At 50.0% G+C, this 21,771-nt stretch carries 16 protein-coding genes; 6 read left to right on the plus strand and 10 right to left on the minus strand.

The window, feature by feature from the left end:
* Window positions 1-348 precede the first annotated feature (348 nt).
* On the minus strand, window positions 349-1,710 hold the full coding sequence (locus Q4A89_RS08820) for a TrpB-like pyridoxal phosphate-dependent enzyme (protein ID WP_303184980.1): 1,362 nt from the start codon (window positions 1,708-1,710) through the stop codon (window positions 349-351).
* 178 nt (window positions 1,711-1,888) lie between these two features.
* Here Q4A89_RS08820 and Q4A89_RS08825 point away from each other — a divergent pair, with 178 nt between their 5' ends.
* Together Q4A89_RS08825 and Q4A89_RS08830 are read left to right on the plus strand one after the other, a co-directional pair.
* Window positions 1,889-2,581, plus strand: a complete 693-nt coding sequence (locus Q4A89_RS08825; protein ID WP_303184981.1) for a DUF5668 domain-containing protein — start codon at window positions 1,889-1,891, stop codon at window positions 2,579-2,581.
* Between the two features lie 3 nt (window positions 2,582-2,584).
* The gene (locus Q4A89_RS08830) at window positions 2,585-3,388 is read left to right on the plus strand and encodes a LytTR family DNA-binding domain-containing protein (protein WP_303184982.1); all 804 of its coding nucleotides are present in this window, start codon (window positions 2,585-2,587) and stop codon (window positions 3,386-3,388) included.
* A gap of 214 nt (window positions 3,389-3,602) precedes the next feature.
* Here Q4A89_RS08830 and Q4A89_RS08835 read toward each other — a convergent pair whose 3' ends face one another.
* From Q4A89_RS08835 to Q4A89_RS08845, 3 genes are read right to left on the minus strand one after another with little or no spacing between them, the layout of a single operon-like run.
* Window positions 3,603-5,342, minus strand: coding sequence for a sulfatase-like hydrolase/transferase (locus tag Q4A89_RS08835; RefSeq protein WP_303184983.1), 1,740 nt, complete (start codon window positions 5,340-5,342; stop codon window positions 3,603-3,605).
* A 6-nt stretch (window positions 5,343-5,348) separates the two neighbouring features.
* The gene (gene dprA, locus Q4A89_RS08840; RefSeq protein ID WP_303184984.1) at window positions 5,349-6,461 is read right to left on the minus strand and encodes a DNA-processing protein DprA; all 1,113 of its coding nucleotides are present in this window, start codon (window positions 6,459-6,461) and stop codon (window positions 5,349-5,351) included.
* 19 nt (window positions 6,462-6,480) lie between these two features.
* Window positions 6,481-6,873 (minus strand): thioesterase family protein, encoded by a 393-nt coding sequence (locus tag Q4A89_RS08845; RefSeq protein WP_303184985.1) that lies wholly within the window; start codon window positions 6,871-6,873, stop codon window positions 6,481-6,483.
* Window positions 6,874-7,218: 345 nt separating this feature from the next.
* Here Q4A89_RS08845 and Q4A89_RS08850 point away from each other — a divergent pair, with 345 nt between their 5' ends.
* Together Q4A89_RS08850 and Q4A89_RS08855 are read left to right on the plus strand one after the other, a co-directional pair.
* Complete coding sequence (locus tag Q4A89_RS08850; protein ID WP_303184986.1) at window positions 7,219-7,854, plus strand: hypothetical protein; 636 nt, start codon at window positions 7,219-7,221, stop codon at window positions 7,852-7,854.
* A 41-nt stretch (window positions 7,855-7,895) separates the two neighbouring features.
* On the plus strand, window positions 7,896-8,681 hold the full coding sequence (locus tag Q4A89_RS08855) for a hypothetical protein (RefSeq protein WP_303184987.1): 786 nt from the start codon (window positions 7,896-7,898) through the stop codon (window positions 8,679-8,681).
* 50 nt (window positions 8,682-8,731) lie between these two features.
* On the opposite strand, the gene Q4A89_RS08860 is transcribed toward Q4A89_RS08855, so the two are convergent.
* The 4 genes from Q4A89_RS08860 to Q4A89_RS08875 all read right to left on the minus strand — a co-directional run bounded on the left by Q4A89_RS08860 (window position 8,732) and on the right by Q4A89_RS08875 (window position 14,528).
* Entirely contained in the window at window positions 8,732-9,442 is a 711-nt protein-coding gene (locus Q4A89_RS08860; protein WP_303184988.1) for a hypothetical protein, read from the minus strand.
* Window positions 9,439-10,113, minus strand: a complete 675-nt coding sequence (locus Q4A89_RS08865; RefSeq protein WP_303184990.1) for a DUF2461 domain-containing protein — start codon at window positions 10,111-10,113, stop codon at window positions 9,439-9,441. The genes Q4A89_RS08860 and Q4A89_RS08865 overlap by 4 nt, the downstream gene beginning before the upstream one ends.
* A gap of 63 nt (window positions 10,114-10,176) precedes the next feature.
* Complete coding sequence (locus Q4A89_RS08870) at window positions 10,177-11,556, minus strand: hypothetical protein (protein ID WP_303184991.1); 1,380 nt, start codon at window positions 11,554-11,556, stop codon at window positions 10,177-10,179.
* 35 nt (window positions 11,557-11,591) lie between these two features.
* A complete protein-coding gene (locus tag Q4A89_RS08875) occupies window positions 11,592-14,528 on the minus strand; it encodes a hypothetical protein (RefSeq protein ID WP_303184993.1) in 2,937 nt (978 codons plus the stop codon).
* Between the two features lie 535 nt (window positions 14,529-15,063).
* Here Q4A89_RS08875 and Q4A89_RS08880 point away from each other — a divergent pair.
* Both Q4A89_RS08880 and Q4A89_RS08885 read left to right on the plus strand, forming a co-directional pair.
* Window positions 15,064-18,063, plus strand: a complete 3,000-nt coding sequence (locus Q4A89_RS08880) for a tetratricopeptide repeat protein (RefSeq protein ID WP_303184995.1) — start codon at window positions 15,064-15,066, stop codon at window positions 18,061-18,063.
* A 35-nt stretch (window positions 18,064-18,098) separates the two neighbouring features.
* Window positions 18,099-19,895: a TonB-dependent receptor gene (locus Q4A89_RS08885; protein ID WP_303184996.1), complete on the plus strand. Its 1,797-nt coding sequence runs from the start codon at window positions 18,099-18,101 to the stop codon at window positions 19,893-19,895.
* A 1-nt stretch (window position 19,896) separates the two neighbouring features.
* On the opposite strand, the gene Q4A89_RS08890 is transcribed toward Q4A89_RS08885, so the two are convergent.
* Window positions 19,897-20,208, minus strand: coding sequence for a tol-pal system YbgF family protein (locus Q4A89_RS08890; RefSeq protein WP_368389505.1), 312 nt, complete (start codon window positions 20,206-20,208; stop codon window positions 19,897-19,899).
* A gap of 67 nt (window positions 20,209-20,275) precedes the next feature.
* Window positions 20,276-21,694 carry an adenosylhomocysteinase gene (gene ahcY, locus Q4A89_RS08895; RefSeq protein ID WP_303184998.1) on the minus strand — a complete coding sequence of 473 codons (1,419 nt, stop codon included), beginning with the start codon at window positions 21,692-21,694 and terminating at the stop codon, window positions 20,276-20,278.
* Window positions 21,695-21,771 lie beyond the last annotated feature (77 nt).

Raw genomic sequence — 21,771 nt, forward strand, 5'->3', positions numbered from 1 at the left:
GACAATTAACAATTAATTAATGGTAAACGCCGAACAGTGTATCGCGTAATTTGGGTTCATTCAGCCTAATGCGAAGCGTTGGAAAAAAAGCTCGCCATAAAAAAGGCGGTGTGTCATAACGGGCAAACTGCTTCGTTGCTTGCGGAATGAGAGCTCGGTCACATACCTTAGTATGCTCCCTCACCCTCATCCTTAGCGCCTTGCTTTTTAACCATTCTTACACACCTAAAGAGGGGGTGCCCAAACATTGCATTTTGACACACCCTCCTATGTTTTTTATTATGTTAATTATTTATTCGCATCCATTTAAGTAGTTTGCGTTATTCGCATTCAAACATTCGTAATTTATTAAATAATCCGTTCGAGGCTTGCGGTAAATTTTTTGAGTTCTTCGTCGGGCAGTTCGTAGTTCGTCAAGTCGCCCGCAAGATAGAGATCGTAGGCCGCCATATCGATGAGTCCGTGCCCGGAGAGGTTGAACAGAATCGTACGTGCTTTCCCTTCGGTTTTAGCCTGCTCGGCCTCGCGTATGGCCGCAGCGATAGCATGCGACGACTCCGGCGCGGGGATAATCCCTTCGGTCTTGGCAAAGAGCGTGGCGGCATGAAACGTCTCTAACTGCGGAATGGCCACGGAATCGATCCATCCGTCTTTCTTCAACTGGCTGACAATGGCTCCGGCACCGTGATAACGTAGTCCTCCGGCATGAATATGCGCCGGCGTGAACGTATGTCCGAGCGTGTACATGGGGATCAGGGGCGTATGGCCGGCTTCATCGCCAAAGTCGTACTGGAACGTTCCGCGTGTGAGCCGCGGGCATGAAGCGGGTTCGGCAGCCACCACGCGCACATCATTGTCCTCCGTCAGCTTATGCCGCAGGAAAGGGAAAGAGAGCCCTGCGAAATTCGATCCTCCACCAAAACAGGCAATAACCACATCGGGGTATTCGCCGGTCATCTCCATCTGTTTTTCGGCCTCAAGCCCGATCACCGTCTGATGCAGCAGCACATGATTCATCACGCTTCCCAGCACATATTTGCAGTTCGGTGTCTGCATAGCCAGCTCTACGGCTTCCGAAATGGCCGTACCAAGGCTTCCCTGATATTGGGGTCGCTCAGTGATGATCGTACGTCCCGTCTTCGTACTCATGCTGGGCGACGCGATGACCTGCGCCCCGAACGTCTGCATCAACGAACGACGGTAAGGTTTCTGGTTATAACTCACCTTGACCATGTACACGGCCAATTCGAGTCCGAAAGCTTTCGCAGCGTATGCCATGGCCGCGCCCCACTGCCCCGCGCCTGTTTCGGTGGTGATGTTTGTCACCCCATCCTTCCGGCAAAAATACGCCTGCGCGATGGCCGAATTAAGCTTGTGTGAGCCGATGGGGCTGACACTCTCATTCTTGAAATAAATATGTGCCGGAGTATCCAGCGCCTTCTCCAGCCCGTAAGCACGTACCAGCGGCGTCGGACGCCAATGCTGATATAAGTCGCGTACTTCTTCGGGGATCTCGATCCACGCGTCTGTTCGGTTCATTTCCTGTTCCACAAGCCCGGTGGCAAACAGCGGATACATCTCTTCCGCTTTCATCGGCTGCCGGGTTTCCGGGTTCAATGTCGGCATGGGCTTGTTCTTCATATCGGCTACAATATTATACCATGCCATCGGGATATCCTTCTCCTGCAATAAAAATTTCTTCGGCTTCATGAGCGTTTATTTATGATTTGTTATGAATTGCAAAGGAACAAAAAAGAACCGATATGTTCAAATTTCATCGCCTCTCTGTCGGGATTCGTCGATTTCGGGACGTAGTCTATCGGGAAAGACTTGCCGATAAGCCGCTCTTATCCGTATCTTTGCATTCGTTTATCAATCGTTTTGAATCATGAAAAGAAAAAATTGGGGAGTACCGGTGTTACTGATTCTGGCCGGTCTCGTTTTTTTAGGAAAGAACACAGGAGTGATCAATCATGGCATTTTCCAATTCCTTGCCTCCTGGCAAATGATCCTCATTGCGCTGGGGGTGATCCAACTCTTTCACCGCGAGTATGTGCGGGGAATGATCCTGATACTGATCGGAGGTGTGCTGCTGATGCCTCGGTTCGGAGTGATCGGCTTCTCACAACTGTACATGTTTTGGCCTGTGATTTTGATCGTCATCGGTATAAGCCTGCTGCTCCGGCAACACAAAAAAGACGGGCCGTACCGAAGAGAACGGGCGAAAGGAGCCTTCGTTTCGGACGGGTTCGTGCGTTCGGATATTCTTTTTAGCGGGACGAAGGCCGTCATCCTCGATCCGGTATTTCACGGAGCCGACTTGCGCAATGCTTTCGGGGACATAGAAATCGACTTACGCCGTACACGCCTCGAAACACGCGAAACATCTGTCGATATCGATTGTATGTTTGGCGGTATTACTTTATATATACCCGACTCATGGAACGTACAATCGGAGGTGCGCACCGTGTTCGGATCCTGCGAAGACAAACGGCCCCATTTCAGTCCGGACACAGACCGGGAGCACACGCTGATATTACGGGGCTCAGTAATGTTTGGAGGGCTTGAAATCAAAGGCTGATCGATGGATACGGGACATCCCCTTTTGACCTCCGTCGCGAATAGGATCGCCGCGCTCACTCTATGCCTGCTCCACGTCGTCATACAAGCTTCGCTGCTTGTCTGGACTGCGGGATATAGCCCCACAGAAGCAAGCATGGATGCCCTTCTATCCGTATCAATAGCGGCAGCCGCTGGGTTTGCCACATGGTATATGGCAAGTTGCAGAAAACTTGTTCCGGCGGTGCTATGGTCGACCTGCGTGCAAGCAGTTATCGTCGGGGGCGCGTCGATTCTCAGCGCCCTGTCGCGCAACGAGTGGTTTGTTCCGGCTTTTCAGGCAACCATTCCGTTTCGGATATTGTTCGGCTCTCTCTGCTGGGCCATCCTGCTGATGTGGTATGATAAACTACGCTTTGTGCGCCTTGTGACCGAAGCCGAAGAAGAAAAAAACCAAGAGAAGGCTGAAACAGTTGTGCCCTCTCCTCCTTCCGGACATGAACTGGAGCGTATCTCCGTCAAAAGCGGATCACGCATCCATCTGATCCCTATTAGTGCCATCTTTTATATTCAGGCTTGTGGCGACTATGTCTCGATTTTTACGGCCTCGGGAGAATACCTGAAAGAACAAACCATGAAATATTTCGACGAGCATTTACCGGCCAACCGGTTCGTGCGGATTCACCGCTCTTGTATCGTGAATGCGGAATACATCGCACGAATCGAACTCTTCGGCAAAGAACATTATCAAGTCAGACTGAAAAACGGAGCCCAACTGAAAGTCAGCTTAACTGGTTATAAGGCATTAAAGAGACAGTTACTATGCTGATAAATCGATACGAAAGCCTCCTGCAAGACAAAAATAAACACTTTTTATATCCTTCGTCCGTTTTTATTATTGTTATTTAACTATTAAATGCTTGACAGATGGAAAGTATAAGTGTATCTTTGCATCGTGGTTTTTTCATAATAGTATTAGATTTAAGGTTAACAAAGTGGGTTAGAGGCCGTCGTGAGATGGCCTTTAATTTTTTATCCCTGCTTCATCGCTCGGTCTGAGGAGATGTGAGGACTTTATCCGACAGGTTCTTAATCTGTTTCCACTCTTTATTCAGGCTATCGAAGAAAGTATTCGACGCGATGGTCTTCTTATATTTTTGTTTGGCTTCGCGGGTTAGTTCAAGAACCGATTCGTACGATAATTCACCGACCTTACGCGGGCGAGGCTTGAATTGTGCCGAGAAAATGCTTCGCTGCGTATCGTATCCTTCATAACGTAATCCTCCCAAATCCGAAAGACTGTAAAGCACATCTACCGTAGAGTAAGGACGTCTAGTATCGAATACCAGGTCACGTCTTTGCTGTTTATAATCGTCCGACATCCAAAGAATAAAAGGGATCTCACACATATAGGAAGAGACCTTTTCATAGGCGTGACCGGCAAATTCGCGCAAATCATAGACTTCTTCGCCATGATCGGAAAAATAGAGCATGGCAGACGTTTTCTGCTCGCGCTCAAGCATATCGATGATCGAAGAGATCAAATAGTCGTTATAGCGTACGGAGTTATCGTACTGATCGATCACCTTCTTGGCCTCGGGCGTCAATTGCACTTCACGACGGCCGATCGGGCTTTTCAGATGGTTAAAATGCTCGAAGGAATCCGGATAGCGATATTTGTAGGCAATATGGCTGCCCATGAAATGCAACACGATCAGCTTGGGTTTGTCCGTCGGACCCTGCAATGCCTGCTTCAGTGACTCAAGCACAACCCCGTCGGGCTGATTCAGCCGGGATAGGTCGGTCGTATGTTTAGCCAATCTCAGCAGCGATTCGTAACTGGAAGACGAGTTCTCGAAAGGCTGATTGCTGATCAGGTACGTTTCGTATCCGGCGCGATTAAATAATTCGAAAAGCGACGGTTGCTCCGTCAGTTTTTCGGGATGCTCATGATCTGCAAAGGTAAGCGCAGCTCGCAAAACGGGAATGGTATGCACTTGCGGCGAAACGACATCGCGATACACTTTCAGCCGGCTTTTCTGTGCCGACAATAACGGATTCGTATCGCGCTCATAGCCATAAAGCGACATGTGATGGCGGGTATGAGACTCTCCGATAATGAGCACCATCGTCTCTGGTGCCTTTTCAGGCAAACGTTTCACTTCGAACGGTATTGTTTGACGCTCCGCAAGGGCTTTCTCCTCACGCAGCCTTTGCCGTTTGTAATCGGCGAAGACACGATAGAAGTCGACAAAATAAATGCGCTGAGCCACCGGCTCGATGGCCAGAAATAACAACAACAGCAGTACGCACGCGAAAAAAGCGTTTTTATGCTTTCCTACACGGTGAAAAACGACTTGCTTCATTTTAAAGATCATCACGATCGGAAGGAGAACGTATAAAGCCACTCCCATGACAATCCAGGGATTCACATACGTAATAAATTCCTTGGCTTCGTCCGGATTCGTTTCGAAAAGCGAGGTGATCGTCCCACCCGAAAGCAGCACCTTCGCAATCAACAGGTAGCTAAGCAGAATCGTACTCGGTATGATGGTAATTGCCAGCAAAACGGAATAAAATATACGGATGCCCTTCGTCGTCATGAATGATGAAAGAATGAAGACGACGGCCAATAGCCCGAAGCTTATCAAAAATCCCGATATAAGCGTTTTGGCAGGAATATTATGCGCAATCAGGCTCATGGACGGTACGAGCAGCAGGATATACATTAAAAAGAATATCTGCAGCTTCCGTTCTCTTATAATCTGATAGATTTTTTTCATCTGTCTTTAATCTGTTAATTTATACATGCCTCCCGGCAAAGCCATGACGTGTCCGGCAAGCTCAAGCTCGAAAAGCATCGATGTGACCTTATGCACGGGTAAATCTGAAACTATAGCCAAATCATTAATCTGCATTTGCCCCCGCTCCGCCAAGATGTTCACGAGCGGGTGGTCGGACTTTTCGAGCTTCAACACCAACTGTTCTCCGACGCTTGGGCGAGTATCGCCGGCGTCCCAACAAAGCGCCCGGATTAAATCATGTCCCGAAGTGATCAGGCCCGCTTTGTTTGTTTGTATCATCCGATTGCATCCCGCCGAACATTCGTCGATCGTACGTCCCGGGAACGTGTACACCTCACGTCCGTATGAAAACGCGATGTCGGCGGTGACAAGCGCCCCGCCCCTCTCGGCCGACTCAACCACCACCGTAGCGTCCGACAAACCGGCGATCAATCGGTTACGTTTCAGAAAATTCTCGCGGTCAGGATTCGTCTCACTGGGAAAATCAGTCAGCCATCCGCCCCGCTCAAGCATCTCGACCGCGGTATTTCGGTGTGCAGCCGGATAAATACGGTCTAACCCGTGTGCCAACACACCGACCGTCGGCAGCCCATGCTTCAGTGCGGCGCGATGCGAACTGACATCGATGCCATAAGCCAATCCGCTGACGATAAGCAAATTCGGATACGTTTCAGCGAGTTCTCTAACCAGCTTTTCGGTCAGCATCCGTCCGTAATCGGTTGCACGCCGCGTACCGACAATACTGATAATCTTCTTCGCACTCAGATCGCCCCTACCCTTATAATAAAAAATGACGGGAGCATCCTGACATTCACGCAAACGCTTCGGATAGTCGTTCTCCGTGATGGCATACATCCGAATCCGATTTTTCTCGATAAACCCGATCTCTTTCTCCGCCCGCTTGAGCGCCTCGTTTTTTCCCTGATCGATTCGTCCGGCCGTATATTCGCCGATGCCGGGTATCTTCTCCAAGACCCGTCGATGCGCGTTAAAAACCTCCTCAGCCGTTCCGAAATACTGAAGCAGCGCACGCGCCAACATATCGCCAACACCTTGGAGCATCGTCAGAGCAATCAGGAAAGTGCGCTCACCGGCCATAAGAGGAGAAAAAGGAATGTTAACGAATCAGACGGTCGAAGTACTCGCCACGTGTCAGCTTACCGTCCTGTACCATGACGGTCTCCACTCGTCCCGACGCTGCCAGAATCCCATCCGACTGCCGGTAAATATCCTGTTCAAAAACAAGCTTGATGCCTTCGCGCTTGAGGTTTACGCACGACACGAAATGGTCGCCGCTTCGCAAAGAATGCTTATATTTGATCTCTACCTTTGCCACAAACGCATCAAATCCTTTCTCGTGCATCTCTCCGAAGTTTTCGCCGAGCGACTCCAGATATTCATGACGCGTATGTTCCATATAATGCTGGTAATTGGCATTATTTACCACCCCCTGCAAGTCGCATTCGTAGTCACGCACCTTCATCTCCAGCTTGAAAATATATTCTTTCATGTCCTTATTGATTATCTTACGAACGGGCAAAGGTAGGCATATTATGCGAACATGCAAATGCCGACCATTTGATTTTAACCATTTTACACATTCGCATTCTGCAAGTATAAGACATTACACCGTAAATTCCGGTTTGGGAACGCTGACGATTCCACATGGCAGCCTCGCCCCGTCATTTTTTTCCGCTCAAAAAAATCGTTTCGATGCAGCGTTTCGCCTGTTTTTTCCATCTATATGGACAGAATCTTTTTTGCAAAGACGGAAAAAGAGATAATTTTGCCACGCTATCGGGCGAAGATTATTATATAAACAGTTGAAAACAAAACTATAAATAATTGGTTTTTTATGAAAAAGAAAATGCTATGCTTTGTCTGGCTTGCTGTGCTGGCAATCGGTGCACGAGCGCAAGACGATTTACCGGAGAAGAGACGTCCGTCTTTCCATCCCCAACGCGAAGTGACATTCGGCTGGGGACTCGTCGAAGTTCCTTCCGCATCATGGTGGAAGGGTTACGATTATAGGGATTTTTGGCGAACACCGCTCGATCGGTATAATCAGGGACGATACACGTACGACGATCGGTATTACACGCAAGCGCTCTCCCTCTCCTACACACAGGAGATGAAACGATGGCTCGCATTGGGTCTTAATGTATCCTACTCGGGTGTTTTTCAAAATCGCAGAGTCCGTGAATCTTTCCTGGTTGACGATAACTACCGTAAACACCGCTTCGCATTGTATCCGACGGTACGCTTTACGTATCTCAATCGCCCTTTCGTACGTCTCTATTCGGGCTTCGGATTAGGGTTCGGGATGGAAAGCGAGAGAGAATTCGGCATGCGTGAATACCAGCATCGGACGTTTGTAACCGGACAACTCACTTTTTTTGGGGTATCCTTCGGGCGTAATCTTTTCGGTTCCTGGGAAATCGGATACGGAACGATGGGCTTCCTGAAAGCCGGTGTAGGGTATCGCTTCTAAAAAAAAACAGGAGTTAAATATTCAAATACACATACACGACAATGAAAATGAAACTGAAACATATCCTTTTAAGCCTGATTCTACTGAACATGACGTGCAGTTGCGTATATTACGATGAAAGCCGGCGCAGAACACATCCGGGCTATGTGGCATTCGACTATACGTATAACGCGTTAGAAAAATATGCGACCATGCTCGAATACGCCTATCGTTTCAACGAATACTATTCGCAGACCGACATAGTCAAACGCGACTCGGTCGACAAACTCTATTTCAATAATGTAAAAATCCTTCGTGGCGAAGAAGAAAACACGTGGACGCTTCGGCACCTCTCCGGAGATAAAATGCACATGTCCATCCGAACGAACGGACATCATCTGAATACTCCCGGCACATGGACGGTGCGTGATTTGTCTTCTTCGTCCGCAGAGCAACGAAGCATCTACGAATTCGAAATTAAAAACGAAGGCAGCAACACGTGGAGCATTGCCCGCCATAACAACCGGGACAAGGAGTTCGAGTATTCCTGTTCGTGGAAGATTCACTTCGGGAAAGGGGCATCGCGCACAATCGAAGGAGAAGGCACGCTGCTGAGTTTCGACTCCCCCAAACTGCAACTCGATTATACGATCGAAGTTCCCTTACGTATTGAAAAAACACGTGGGGAAACCGGTTTTACGGATGGGATCATCAAAATACTGGCTACCGACGTAAGAGAAAAAAGAACGGAAGAAACAAATGCCTCTATCACTTCACACGACAATGTCGAGATCCGCTACCTCAACTCACGCGAACACTGGATGTACAGCGGCCGATTGAGGTTTTAACGGCGACAAAACGAATGGTATCGCAAAAACGGAAGACAAAGGCGAGAGATTTAACACACAACATGCCTGAATGTCTTCCGGGGCAGACCCGGGCGGAAAAAGATAATGCCCCATGTGCATGCATCGATACTGACCGTGGCGGACGGAAAGGCACAAGCCGTTCGCCACGCTTCGTTTGCCTCCGGAGAAACGTCGATTCCCCGGACAATAAGCAGCGTATCTTCATGGATAAAGTCGGCACAGCACCGGAGCAGAGCGGATAATGCGCGTGTTGTTGTCCCATCAAGCACGATGCAGTCGGGATGTCGCCCGAGATCGGATAACGCCTTAGGCAGCGAGGTTTCATATGCCTCACAACGAACTTCGACAGGCGATGTCGCCCGCTCACGTAGCAATGTCCGCGTCACATCGGCGATCAAGGCGTCCTGCTCCAAGGCAATGCCATGTATCCCTCCCGAAACATAACTCGTTAAACAAAGCGGAATCAGCCCCGCCCCGCTCCCGACCATGATAATGCGAGATGGTTTGAAACGATTCGCCAACCGGAAGAGCCACTCGCATTCGCGCTGAGAAATTCTCATATCTTTCATCTTTGCAGCATCTTGCAGCATCAGGCGGGCAGCTTTCAGTTCGGTATAGGCATAATAGCCATATCGTTCTTCGAGTACGTTCGTAATCAGATCGAAGACGAATGGCGAATGTACTCCGTAACCTTTGCGACAGAAGAGATACCGATAGAGACGCTTCAAAAAACGTTTCATGCTTTGCCGAAAAACTCGCCGATGGTATAATTCAGAAAATGGTTGAACGGTTGTAGCAGTTTGAATTCCTCGGCAGTGCGATCGATCCAGTCATCGGCACAAAAGAACGCTTCCGTCTTGACACTCGACACGACGAAGCTCTTATATTTCAATATCTCACCGTGTTCAGCATCGGCGGGAAAACCCTGTGGCATCCGGCTGAGTTTATCGCCTTCCAGCTCTCCGAAGACTTTTCGGAACTTCGGGTCTTCGTAAATTGGGAGAAACTCGTCCATGTTATCGAATAAATCCTTTCGCAGCCGCTTGAGCATAGCGGGTGAAGGACACCACACACCTCCCGAGAGAAACGGTTTACCCGGCTCAAGGTGGATGTAATAGCCTCCATAAGGACTGGTACGTCCTCCGGAACCGGTCATATACGCTCCGAAATGAGTTTTGTAAGGCGTCTTGTCTTGCGAAAAGCGCAAGTCGCGATAGATGCGATACACGCAACTCCGGGCATCCAGCCCGCCGATCTCGGGATCGAACGCCGCGATACGGTCGATCAGCTGCCTCACATGATCGACGAAAGCGGCATGCAAGGCATCATACCGCTTCTTGTTGGCTTGGAACCATTCCCTGTTATTATTTTCCTGAAGCTCCCGCAGGAACTCGAACAGTGCTCTATTCATCTGTCTGTCGTTTCTTTGTCGGACAAAAATAGTGCAAAAATCCGGAACACCGATCTTGGTCTGCTACTCTTTTTGGGGGAGTTGTCGGATCAGGGCCTGCAACTGCTCCTCCGTGCAGACGCCTTTTTTGCCATCGGGAGCAAGCGTCGGCAGCTGTTTCACGCCACGGAAGAACATCTCTTCCTGAAACTGCGAAAGCAACGAACGGAGATAAACCAGATTATCTTTCCTGCGCTCCGGCCTTTTCAGGTATTCGGTTGCGAAAAGCATGTGGATAAAGAGGGCACGCTGGCGATAATCGTCAGACTGTTCCGCCATCTTAGAGGTTCGGTATCGTTGCCAGATACGTCCCAACATATCGAACCGCCGGCTCTGGGTCCAGAGTTGATAATACAGTACGTTTGCCTTGTCATGCAGGTTCTCGCGCTCAAACGTTTCGGCTCGGAACCGTATCAACATATCGACTAAAGCGGGCTGGGGGCGCATCAGAACTTCGGCATTGTCGAACAGCTCGAACGCCCGTTTACGGTCGAAGGTGCGTCCCAACGACGAGCCGAGCAACAAGCAGACCTCGACGGACGTCGTATCTTTTTGGTAGGCCTTCTCAAGCGGCTTGATGGACTTCATGTATTGACCGGCATAATATTTGGCCGACCCTCCGTATTTTAATGTATTATAAGAACTGTCGCCCTGTGCCATAAGTATGGAATAGACCGTATCGGCCTGTGCGTATTTCTGCATGGTAAACAACGCAAGCCCCTTGCTTTGAAGCAGCAAACGGCTGTTTGGATGATATCGTAAGGACGTGTCACAGACAGCCGCAGCTTCTCCCGGCTCTTGGAGCAACAGCAACAAGTTAGACAAAGAAGCTGCCAGCGACGCGTTTTCCGGCTCGCGTCGAAAAGCGTTCAGATAATATCGAAAAGCGGAGACGGGATAGTCCATGCGGTTGTAACAATCGCCGATAAGACGCATCAGTACGGAATTTTCAGGGTCTTGTTGCAAGAGAAATTCATACCGTCCGATAGCTTTCGCATATTCTCCCTGCTGGGCATAGAGCCGGGCCAATTGATAGTTCGCGTAAAAGTCGGTCGTATCGCATGCGCGTAGTTGTTGCAGATACGTTTCCGCCTCGGCGGCCTTACCCAGATTCGCAGCCATGCGCGAAGCCGTTGCCAGCAAATCCGTCCGGGTCGAGTCGATAGACAGACAGCGCCGATAATAACGGTAAGCATCGCGGTATTTGAGCATCCCTTCGCAAGCCTGCCCGAGGGCATACATGGTGGCATAATCGGACGTATCGCCCGGTTGCAGAGTGGCCGCATACGACACGACTTCGGCATATCGCCGTTTATCGACAAGTTCCTGTAAAGAGAGACGTTGCGCTATTCCTTCGCAGGCAACAAGGGCGATCAGCGAGATGAGTAATAGTCTTGTTTTCATGATGAAGATATTTTTTTAAGAAACATACGACAAACTTACTTGAAATCGATCATAAAAGAAACGAGGTTCACTTCTTCGGACAGGTTCAGCTTCTTGCGCAGGCGGTAGCGGGCGGCTTCGGCTCCTCGAACCGTCAGGTTCAACATATTCGCGATCTCTTTCGAGGAATAGTTCAGGCGAAGCAGCGCACACAGCTTGAGATCGGTCGGGGTTAGCGCCGGATACTTCTCCTGCAGCCGGCGGAAGAAGTTTTCATGAATCAAATCGAAGTTTTCCTGAAACAGTCCCCAATCATCCTCGTCCGAAAGATTTCCGTCGATGAGCGCGAGGAGCTTGCGTCCTTCGTTCTTATTCATCTTCCCTTGAAGGATCACGGCTTGTATCTCGTGCTTCAACTTATTGAGAAATTCTTTCTGATTGATGATGCTCATCGCGGCGCCGGCCAATTCTTTCCCCTTGTAAATCAAATCGGCTTCGAGGCGTTCATTACGCAGTGTCGTAATCAGTTGCTCCTGCCGGTCGAGTTGTGCCATTCGTTCTTTCTCCTGTTGGTCGAACAACTCGCTGCGTTTACGCATGACACGACCTGTGTACAGCCTGATCAAAAAGAGCATCAACAAGATTCCGAAAAACAGATAGCCGACGCAGGCCGTAGCCGTACGATACCACGGATTCCGGATACGAAACGAGTAGGTAAGAGTAGCGAGCTCCTCCCCAAGATTGTTGAGTACACGCGCCTGTAACGTATATTCACCTGCCGGCAGATAGCCATACTCGATACGCCGATGATCATCGGTTGCCATCCACCGCGTGTCGTACGGCGCTAACAAGCATTCTATCCGGAAAGCCTTCCGCGAGAAATCGGGATATTGAAAAGCAAACGTCAGATGATTGAACGCATAATCGATCGGAGCGGGCGGTGCATCGACCGACAGATATTGACGTTCGTCGCTCCGGCGATTGTAGGCCGACACGGCATGCAGGCGTAACGATGGCGGAGCATAAGAGACGCCCGATGGCGGCATATACCGCGCGAGGCCGCCGTCGAGACAAAGATACGATACCCCGTCGCTCGTCACATGCACGTTACCGCGTCCGCTATTAGGGGGATGATTCAAGACGGCAAACGGAATTTTTTCGCGCAGGCGATAGATATTGTCGCGCAGCCCGACAAGCGCATAAGCATCGTCGCATACGAACCAGTACAGACTGTCATTAATTGCAGCCACGCGATTGACGTCTTCCAGTCCGCGGAGTTGAGTGTTGAGTTGCTCATAGAGTACGATCCGTCGGCCGATGTCATCATAAGTATAAAAATGCCGGCCGTCGGAGAAGACGATACGCCCGCGCAGTTTCATGACGCGGATATGTGCCGAGGTACTGTCGGCCGGATGTAAATGCGGGAAATAAGTTGTCTCGGCAACGGCGTTCAACGAATCGTTCAGTCGCAATCGATATACGCCTTTATACATGTGTCCGGCCCAGATATTTCCGGTATGGTCCGTTTCAAGGTGATGGATCAGGTCGTAGAACCCGTCGAGCTGTCTGTCGAACATCCAGTGGCCGGCCTTGTTTCGACGATAGACGGACAGATAGGTATAGGTCGATTCGATCAGCACGTCGTGCTCATACAGTCGCGCCTGACGGATATCCATACCGCCCGTACTGGTCGCGACAGGGATGTTCTGATCGTTGTAGATAAACGATGTACCGCGGTTGTTGCCTGTGATGATCTGCCCGTCGAAAGAACGGATAAACCACGATTGCGTATCGAAGCCCGGCAGCCGTTCCATCCGTCCGTCTCCCCCCGACGATTTGTAGACCCCCTGATTGGTGGCAAGATAAAGCTTGTTGTCGTAAAAAAGCATATCTTCTACCAGCCCCAACTGAATGCCCTCCGGCTGAAAGAACGATAGCCCGGACCGCGCATGAATAAGGGAAATACCGTTGTCTAACACCGCCCATACATGATGATCGCGATCGACGAACAGTCCGAGCACCGTATTGTTGTTCAACCCGTTTTGTCGATGAAGATGCCATCGTTTCGTGCCGTCTCGACCAACGGCGAACAGCCCTTTGTTTAGCGTACCGACAATGTAAATCGAATCGTGTGTACAGACAGCCCGGTTGACAATGGCTGTACGCAATTCGGCATCGATATCCGTCGGCCACGGACGTACGGCACGCGTTTCCGAATCGAAAGCAAAGAACCCATGCTGCGACGAAACGAGTAGCCACTCTCTGCCGAAAGGCAGTACCGAAACGATATCGTCGTCGCCCACCTCCTCGCGCCCGAAAAGTCGCTCCGTCTTGCCGGCTTCGTCCAATCGGTAAAAGTCGTCGTCAATCCATTGCGAAAGCAACGCTCCACCGGCCTCGAAAAAATAGAGCGGTGCCGGATAAGGACGAGCGTAGCGAATGGAACCCTCCGTAGGACGATAAGCGAAATAAGAAGAGAAAGATTGAAAGTAAACGACCGCCCCGATCTTGCGAATCGTCCAGACTTCGTCGTTACGAAAAGGATAATCTTTTACGAGCGGCTTAAGCGAATGATACGTGAGGCGGCGCGCAGCATCGGCAGCAAAATATCCGAACTCTTCGAACGAGCCAACGTAAATCCGTTCGGGCCTCGCAGTCGTATCAACGAAAAGCGATTTGACAGATAAATGATTAGGCAACCGATGCAGTCCCCAGTTCACCCCGTCGAAACGAAGCAAGCCGTTGTTGTTTCCGATATAGATCACTCCATCGGCACCTTGTGCCACAGCCCAATTCTGGTTACCTCCTCCGTACATGGCCGTGGTGTAGTTGTAAACCGGCGGGACAAAAGGAATATCGTCCGCATAAACACGAAGTCTGACGAGTACGCATGCCGCCCACATCAGGACAGCTATTCGTACGATGCGTACCGAACGCTCCCGCAGGGTCGAAGTCCGACGTCGACCGGTCGATAAATCATCTCGTCTGCTCATGGTCATGCAAATGTAAACGATTTCCCGATAAATGCAAAAAGAGAGACAAGGCATCTCATGAGGAAGGGCAAATATAACCCAACTCGTTCTTGAAAACCGACTGATACTACAGCAGGATTTAGATGCCGGTGTGAATTATAACGCTAGTAGAGGAAATTAATAAAATCGATACAACAAGTTGAGGGCAACAAATATTGCCGGATGTTATTTTTTGTCTTTATTTAATAAACACATGACATAAGAGAGGGCGAAAAAAATCAACAGAAGTTTTTTATAGAAGAAAGATAGTTCTTTTAACGATTTGAAGCGTTTTTTTGGAGGAATCAGGAAGCAAAAAAAAGAACGATTCTTCCGGAACTCTTTTCAGCAGATCATTTTACACGTATTATTTATACCGTAAGCGTCGTCACTCCCACAAAGAGCCGTATCTACGCCGCGATAATTACAATAAAATAACAGAATTTAATCCGGTTTTCTGGAAAGGATGTCTATCTTTGCGCAAATAATAATGTAAGCCATTAGCCATTAGAAACGTATGAAGAAGATCGTTATTTCGCTGTGTTTGATGACAGGATGTTGTCTGACATACGGGCAGCGTACGCATCGGTTCGAGTCGTCCGACCGGTTATTTCACGAAGGGAAAGAACTGTTTCATTTACGCAACTACCCGGGTTGCTTCGACAAGTTGAACGCCTATAAAGCACAATCGACGAATCGCGACCTAATTCAGGAAGCAGACTATATGCTGGCCTGCGTCGCTTTCGGACAAGGTCATCCGGCAGCGATTGAGACGCTCGAAAAGTACCTGACGGCTTACCCCGATACACGTCATGGAGACGAGATTTGCTTCATGCTCGGCTCGGCCTACTTCGCACAGGAACATTATCAGGCGGCAATCGAATGGTTCAATCGCTCCGAAATTGATTACCTCGATGAAGAACAGCAGGAGGCTTATGCGTTCCGCATGGCTTATGCGTTATTGCAGACGAACGACCTGCGAACGGCACGGAATTATTTCGCCCGTATCCAGCAAGTGGGGAGAACCTACAAGGAAGCGGCTTCATATTATCTGGCCTATATCGAATATGCTACGGGGAACTATGAAAAAGCGCTAAACGGATTCAACCGACTGAAAAGCAGCCTTACCTACCGCGAACAGTCTCTCTATTACATCACCCAGATCCATTTTATCGAAAATCGCTACGACCGCGTCATCGCAGACGGAGAAGAATTGCTGCGGGCTTATCCGAACAGCGCCAATAACGCGGAAATTTACCGGATACTGGGAAACGCGTATTACCGGAATAATAATCCCTCGAAAGCCATCGACAGGCTGGAGAAATATGTGGCTCATACAGATTCGATACTGCGTGGCGATCTGTATATTTTGGGTGTTTGCCATTACAACAACGGAAATTATGCACAAGCAATCGAAGCACTCACCGAAGCGATCGATGAAGAAGACGCCCTGACACAGAATGCGTACCTCTATCTCGGACAATGCTATCTGAAAACAAACGATAAAAACAAGGCACGCATGGCCTTCGAGATGGCCACAACGTCCGAATTCGACAAACAGGTACAGGAAACGGCGATGTATAACTATGCTCTGCTGATTCATGAGACGTCATTTTCGGGATTTGGCGAGTCAGTCACCATTTTTGAGGACTTCCTGAACCGCTTTCCGGACTCGAAATACACGGATAAAGTAAATGATTACTTGGCTGAAGTGTATCTTACCACAAAAAATTATGAAGCGGCATTGGCCTCGATCGAAAAGATACGCCAACCGGGTGCCAAAATTCAATCGGCCCGTCAAAACGTATTATTTCGATTGGGTACGCAGGCTTTCGCCAACCAGCAGCCCGAAAAGGCCGTCGATTACTTCAACAGCGCCATCGCATTAGGGAACTACGACAAGGAGGCTTACAGCGACGCTTATTTCTGGCGTGGAGAAGCTTATTACCGTCAGAATAATTTCAGTGATGCCGCCTCCAACTTCCGAACCTTTGTCACAAATACGCCCGACCGTGCGGCAGATGCCTATCCGTTGGCACATTACAATCTGGGTTACTGCCATTTCAAGCAGAAGAACTATGAAGCGGCACTGTCAGCTTTCCGGCAATATGTCGGTCTCGAAAAGAATACGTCGGCCGTATCACTGGCCGATGCCTATAACCGAATCGGTGACTGTCTGTTCTACGGCCGTCAGTTTACATCGGCCGAAGAGCATTATACGCGAGCCGCCTCGCTTCAACCTTCGAGCGGAGATTATGCCCTTTATCAGAAAGGATTCCTTCTGGGATTGCAGAAAGACTACAAAGGAAAGATCAACCTGATGGACCGTGTGATTCGCGAATATCCCGAATCTCCCTACGCGGACGACGCCTTGTATGAGAAAGGACGTTCGTATGTGCTGATGGAGAACTACGATCTGGCGGCCGACGCTTTCAAAGAACTGCAACAGCGTTTCCCGCAGAGCAGCCTGGCACGGAAGTCGGGCTTGCAACTCGGCCTTTTGTACTTCAACAACAACCAACCGCAGCAGTCCATCGCAGCCTATAAGAAGGTGATCAGCGACTATCCGGGCAGCGAAGAAGCCAAGACGGCCGTACAGGATTTGAAATCGGTCTATGTCGATATGAACGATGTCGCGTCGTACGCAAGTTATGTAAATTCGCTCGGAAATACATCGGCACGCTTTGATGCGAGCGAGCAGGATTCGTTAACGTATTTTGCGGCCGAGAAGCTCTTTATGCGTGGCGATAACGAAGGGGCACGCCGGAGCCTGCACAATTATTTGCAGCAATTCCCGCGAGGAGCGTTCAGTCCGAACGCCAATTATTATCTGGCCCAGATCGCTTTCGCACAAAAGCAGTACGACGAGGCCAGAACACGCTACACGGCTGTCGCCGAAAGCGGCAATACGAAATTCCTCGAGGAATCGGTGGCACGGAAAGCCGAGGTGGAATACCTGCAAAAAGATTGCGCCGAAGCTATCAAGAGTTTCAAATGGCTTGCCGCCATTGCGGAGACAAGTCATTACCGCGAAGCGGCCAGACTGGGGATTATGCGTTGTGCACAACAAACCGGTCAGCAGGCCGAAGCCTTGCAGGCGGCCGACGAGTTGCTGAAAAGCACGAAGCTCAAACCCGAAGTGGAGGCGGAAGCGCGCTACTTGCGTGCCAAATTATATCTCGGTCTGCACGAAGAAGAGAAAGCCCGAACCGACCTGCAGGCGCTAAGCAAAGACACACGCACCGTCTACGGAGCCGAAGCCAAATATCTGCTCGCCCGCTCTTATTTCGACCGGAACGAACTCGACAAGGCCGAAAAGGAATTGCTCAACTTCATCGAGAAAGGTACGACGCATCGTTATTGGCTGGCACGCGGATTTATCCTGCTCTCGGACGTATATGTTCGTAAAGGCGATAAATTTCAGGCGCGTCAATACCTGACAAGCCTTCAAAAGAATTATAAAGGCAATGACGACATTGCCGGAATGATTACCGAACGGCTCGCGAAACTGAAATAAAGGATAGTCGAAACGTCAATAAAAAAATAAAGAAGATGACAACGAAGAACCAGATACGGATATCGATCGCAACTGTTTTATTAAGCAGTAGCCTGACGCTTGCGGCGCAGGAAAAGGAAACAAAATTGAACCGTGAAATGACACTCGAACGCGAATATGATCCGAGTGTACAAGACGCCAACAAGGTCAATCGCCTCCCCGACGTAAAAGAGCCGAAGGTAACGAAGCATACGATCGAATATTCACCGTTCACCCTGCCGGCCGACCCGGAAAAGGAGATCGTCGTGCTTCCTTCGGGCAAAATCATGACGGCCATCCCTTACAACAAACGTCGCGGATATTTTCGTCTCGGTACGGGAATGAATATGAATGTAGAAGGAGACTTCGGCTATCACCTCTTAAATAACCGGACGGATTTGCTGCATGTCTTCCTCTCGCACCGCTCGGTAAACAGTAAGCTCAAAGACTATGACGGGAGCGGGATCAAACAACAAGCCAAACTCAATGATAACCTCGGCGGCGTTCATTTCCATCACCATTTTAACTTCGGGACGTTGCGCCTTGGCGGAAAATACGGGTACACGGCTTTTAACTACTACGGATTCCCGTTAGATTCGCTCTATCGGCTTCAGCAAACGAACCACATCTTGCTACCGCAGAGTCATCCTGTGGAACGGGACAAAAATCAGGTGAATCAAACGATAAACGCGTATGCCGGTATCCGCTCGAAAGACGACGCCCTGCTCGGCTATCTCTTGGATATCGAATACCACCGCTTCGGACAAAAATACGGGCATACCATCGACGTGGACGGCCTACGTGAGAGCCGATTTACGTTGCTGCTCGGTTTCAGCTCACGTTTCAGCAACAGCAATCAGCGGGTAGGAATTACCGGCAAAATGGACTACTTCAACTATACGTATCCCTCAAGCAAGACAGGGGGCGATTCGCTCGGTTATCAGAATCATACACAAATCACGGTGACTCCTTATTACCGCTACGAGAACGGCGACTGGAGACTGCAACTGGGCGCCAATGTGATGCTTATCACCGGCGACTCGTCGAAACTGTTTTTATCGCCCAATATCTCGGCCGAAGGAAAGATTACAGACAAAACGGCCTGTTATGTACGTGCCGGAGGCGAAATCGGGATGAATGACGCGCTCTCGATCTCGCGCCTGAACCGTTATACCGACCACGCGCTGATGGTGAAACCGTCGCGTACGTGGCTGGATCTGGAGGCGGGAATCCGAACGGGAGTCGTTCCGAATGTCTGGATGGAGTTTTTCGGAGGTTTCAAGATCACGGAAAACGAGGTCTTCTTCGTGCCGGCCAATTACATCGGCGCCAAGCACGACTTTGGAAACTACAGCTTCGCTTATCAGCCGGACGCCTCGCTGTTCCGCGTCGGGGCGTCGTTTAAATACGCTTATCAGAAATGGTTCGACGCGTCGCTCAAGGGCGTGTATAATAACTGGTCGTTGCGCGACGGAGACGACAACACGTGGCTCTCCGGAAAGGAGAATGGTTACAAAAAGGCTTACGGACGCCCCGAGTTGGAAGTTCATGCTGACCTCGCGATCCGTCCGATCCGTCCGCTGACGCTGACGCTCGGATATTATTTAGGCGCCAACCGCTACACGCTCTTCCATGCGAAGGAAATCAAGTTGACGAACATCAACGATCTGAATTTTACCGCGACCTATAACTTCAACGATACGTTTGGGGCATACGTGAAAGTAAACAATATGCTGAACCGCCAACAGGAGTTGTGGTACGGCTACCCGACGCAGCAGCTTCACGCGCTGGCGGGTGTCAACATCAATTTCTGATTCACTGATTATACAGATTCTTGTCGAAGAAATCGAGGATTTCGATCTCACTCTGGTAGGCGCTATGAGCAGGGCTGTCGGGGTTCAGTTCCATCGCCGCTAAATAATTATTGAGCGCTTCGCGGCTGTTGCCCTGCTTGCGATACGCATTGCCCCGCAAGAAGAACGCTTCGTCCGACGCGGGATGGTCGGTCAAATAGGCATCGAGCCGGCGGATAGCCTCGGCCGTATGGCCTTCACGGATAAGTTGCTTTATTTCATTCATGCGACAAAGATAGGGACTTGTTTGCGAACAACGAGGCTCTTGCCGCAAAAATCGTCCGAACCGCAGGTATACAAGAACGGCGCTGCCTTTTTAGAGGAACAGCGCCGTTCGCATATCAATAGCGGTAAATGTCCGACTTGAACGGCCCGTTTACCGGAACACCGATATAATCGGCCTGTTTCTTAGTCAATTTCGTAAGTTTGACACCAACTCGCTCGAGGTGCAGGCGTGCCACTTCTTCGTCGAGATGTTTCGGCAGACAATAAACGCCTACTTCGTACTTTTTCTGCCAGAGGTCGATCTGCGCCAATGTCTGGTTTGTAAACGAGTTACTCATCACGAACGAGGGATGTCCCGTCGCACAGCCGAGGTTGACGAGGCGTCCTTCGGCCAGCAGGAAGATCGAATGCCCGTCGGGGAACGTATACTTATCGACTTGCGGCTTGATGTTCTGATGCTTGATGTTCGGGAACGTCACCAGTTTTTCGACTTGAATCTCATTGTCGAAGTGTCCGATGTTGCAGACAATCGCCTGATCTTTCATCTTCTTCATATGATCGATGGTGATGACGTCACAGTTTCCGGTCGTCGTCACGAAGATATCGCCTTCTTTTACGCCTTCTTCCATCGTCGTCACTTCGAAGCCTTCCATCGAAGCCTGAAGCGCACAGATGGGGTCGATCTCCGTCACGATCACGCGGGCGCCGTACGAACGCATCGAATGAGCGCAGCCTTTACCCACATCGCCGTAGCCGGCTACGACCACGACCTTACCGGCAATCATCACATCGGTAGCGCGCTTGATGCCGTCGGCCAGCGACTCGCGGCAGCCGTACAGATTGTCGAACTTCGATTTCGTCACCGAATCGTTTACATTGATAGCCGGCACGAGCAGCTCGCCGCGCTCCATCATCTGATAGAGGCGATGCACGCCGGTCGTCGTTTCTTCCGATACGCCTTTCATCTCTTTGAGCATGTTATGCCAGCGTTGCGGGTCTTCCTTATGGATGCTTTCGAGGAGATTCAGAATCACCTGCTCCTCCTGATTGGCGGCTTTGCGTTTAAGAATCCGGGGATCGTTTTCGGCCGCATATCCCTGATGGAAGAGCAACGAAGCGTCTCCTCCGTCGTCGACGATAAGGTTCGGCCCTTTGCCACCGGGGAAACGCAGCGCCTGATCAGTACACCACCAGTATTCTTCAAGCGTTTCACCCTTCCACGCAAATACGGGCACACCGGCCTTGGCGATAGCCGCCGCCGCATGGTCTTGCGTAGAGAAGATGTTGCAACTGGCCCAGCGCACGTCGGCACCCAGGTCTACGAGTGTCTCAATCAGAACGGCCGTCTGAATGGTCATGTGCAGCGATCCGGTGATGCGTGCTCCTTGAAGCGGTTTCTTGCCCGCGTACTTTTTGCGCAGCGCCATCAGCCCCGGCATTTCGTGTTCGGCGATTTCGATTTCCTTGCGTCCGAAATCAGCCAGTGTAATGTCTGCCACTTTATACGGCAGCGTTTTCGTTGTTTTCTTTGCCATAACTATCTTATATGATTGTATGGGGCAAATTTAGATAAAATCCTCGAGTTTTTACACCGGCCAGATAAAAACACAAG

It is taken from the genome of Tannerella sp., assembly GCF_030528505.1.
In the GTDB taxonomy this organism is placed as follows: domain Bacteria; phylum Bacteroidota; class Bacteroidia; order Bacteroidales; family Tannerellaceae; genus Tannerella.

Excerpts from the sequence above, each read along its gene's own strand:
- Q4A89_RS08855 (WP_303184987.1), top strand. The coding sequence starts at position 7,896 with ATGAAAATGAAACTGAAACATATCCTTTTAAGCCTGATTCTACTGAAC.
- Q4A89_RS08880 (WP_303184995.1), top strand. The coding sequence starts at position 15,064 with ATGAAGAAGATCGTTATTTCGCTGTGTTTGATGACAGGATGTTGTCTG.
- Q4A89_RS08835 (WP_303184983.1), bottom strand. The coding sequence starts at position 5,342 with ATGAAAAAAATCTATCAGATTATAAGAGAACGGAAGCTGCAGATATTC.
- Q4A89_RS08825 (WP_303184981.1), top strand. The coding sequence starts at position 1,889 with ATGAAAAGAAAAAATTGGGGAGTACCGGTGTTACTGATTCTGGCCGGT.
- Q4A89_RS08845 (WP_303184985.1), bottom strand. The coding sequence starts at position 6,873 with ATGAAAGAATATATTTTCAAGCTGGAGATGAAGGTGCGTGACTACGAA.
- Q4A89_RS08830 (WP_303184982.1), top strand. The coding sequence starts at position 2,585 with ATGGATACGGGACATCCCCTTTTGACCTCCGTCGCGAATAGGATCGCC.
- ahcY (WP_303184998.1), bottom strand. The coding sequence starts at position 21,694 with ATGGCAAAGAAAACAACGAAAACGCTGCCGTATAAAGTGGCAGACATT.
- dprA (WP_303184984.1), bottom strand. The coding sequence starts at position 6,461 with ATGGCCGGTGAGCGCACTTTCCTGATTGCTCTGACGATGCTCCAAGGT.
- Q4A89_RS08860 (WP_303184988.1), bottom strand. The coding sequence starts at position 9,442 with ATGAAACGTTTTTTGAAGCGTCTCTATCGGTATCTCTTCTGTCGCAAA.
- Q4A89_RS08885 (WP_303184996.1), top strand. The coding sequence starts at position 18,099 with ATGACAACGAAGAACCAGATACGGATATCGATCGCAACTGTTTTATTA.
- Q4A89_RS08865 (WP_303184990.1), bottom strand. The coding sequence starts at position 10,113 with ATGAATAGAGCACTGTTCGAGTTCCTGCGGGAGCTTCAGGAAAATAAT.
- Q4A89_RS08850 (WP_303184986.1), top strand. The coding sequence starts at position 7,219 with ATGAAAAAGAAAATGCTATGCTTTGTCTGGCTTGCTGTGCTGGCAATC.
- Q4A89_RS08820 (WP_303184980.1), bottom strand. The coding sequence starts at position 1,710 with ATGAAGCCGAAGAAATTTTTATTGCAGGAGAAGGATATCCCGATGGCA.
- Q4A89_RS08870 (WP_303184991.1), bottom strand. The coding sequence starts at position 11,556 with ATGAAAACAAGACTATTACTCATCTCGCTGATCGCCCTTGTTGCCTGC.
- Q4A89_RS08875 (WP_303184993.1), bottom strand. The coding sequence starts at position 14,528 with ATGAGCAGACGAGATGATTTATCGACCGGTCGACGTCGGACTTCGACC.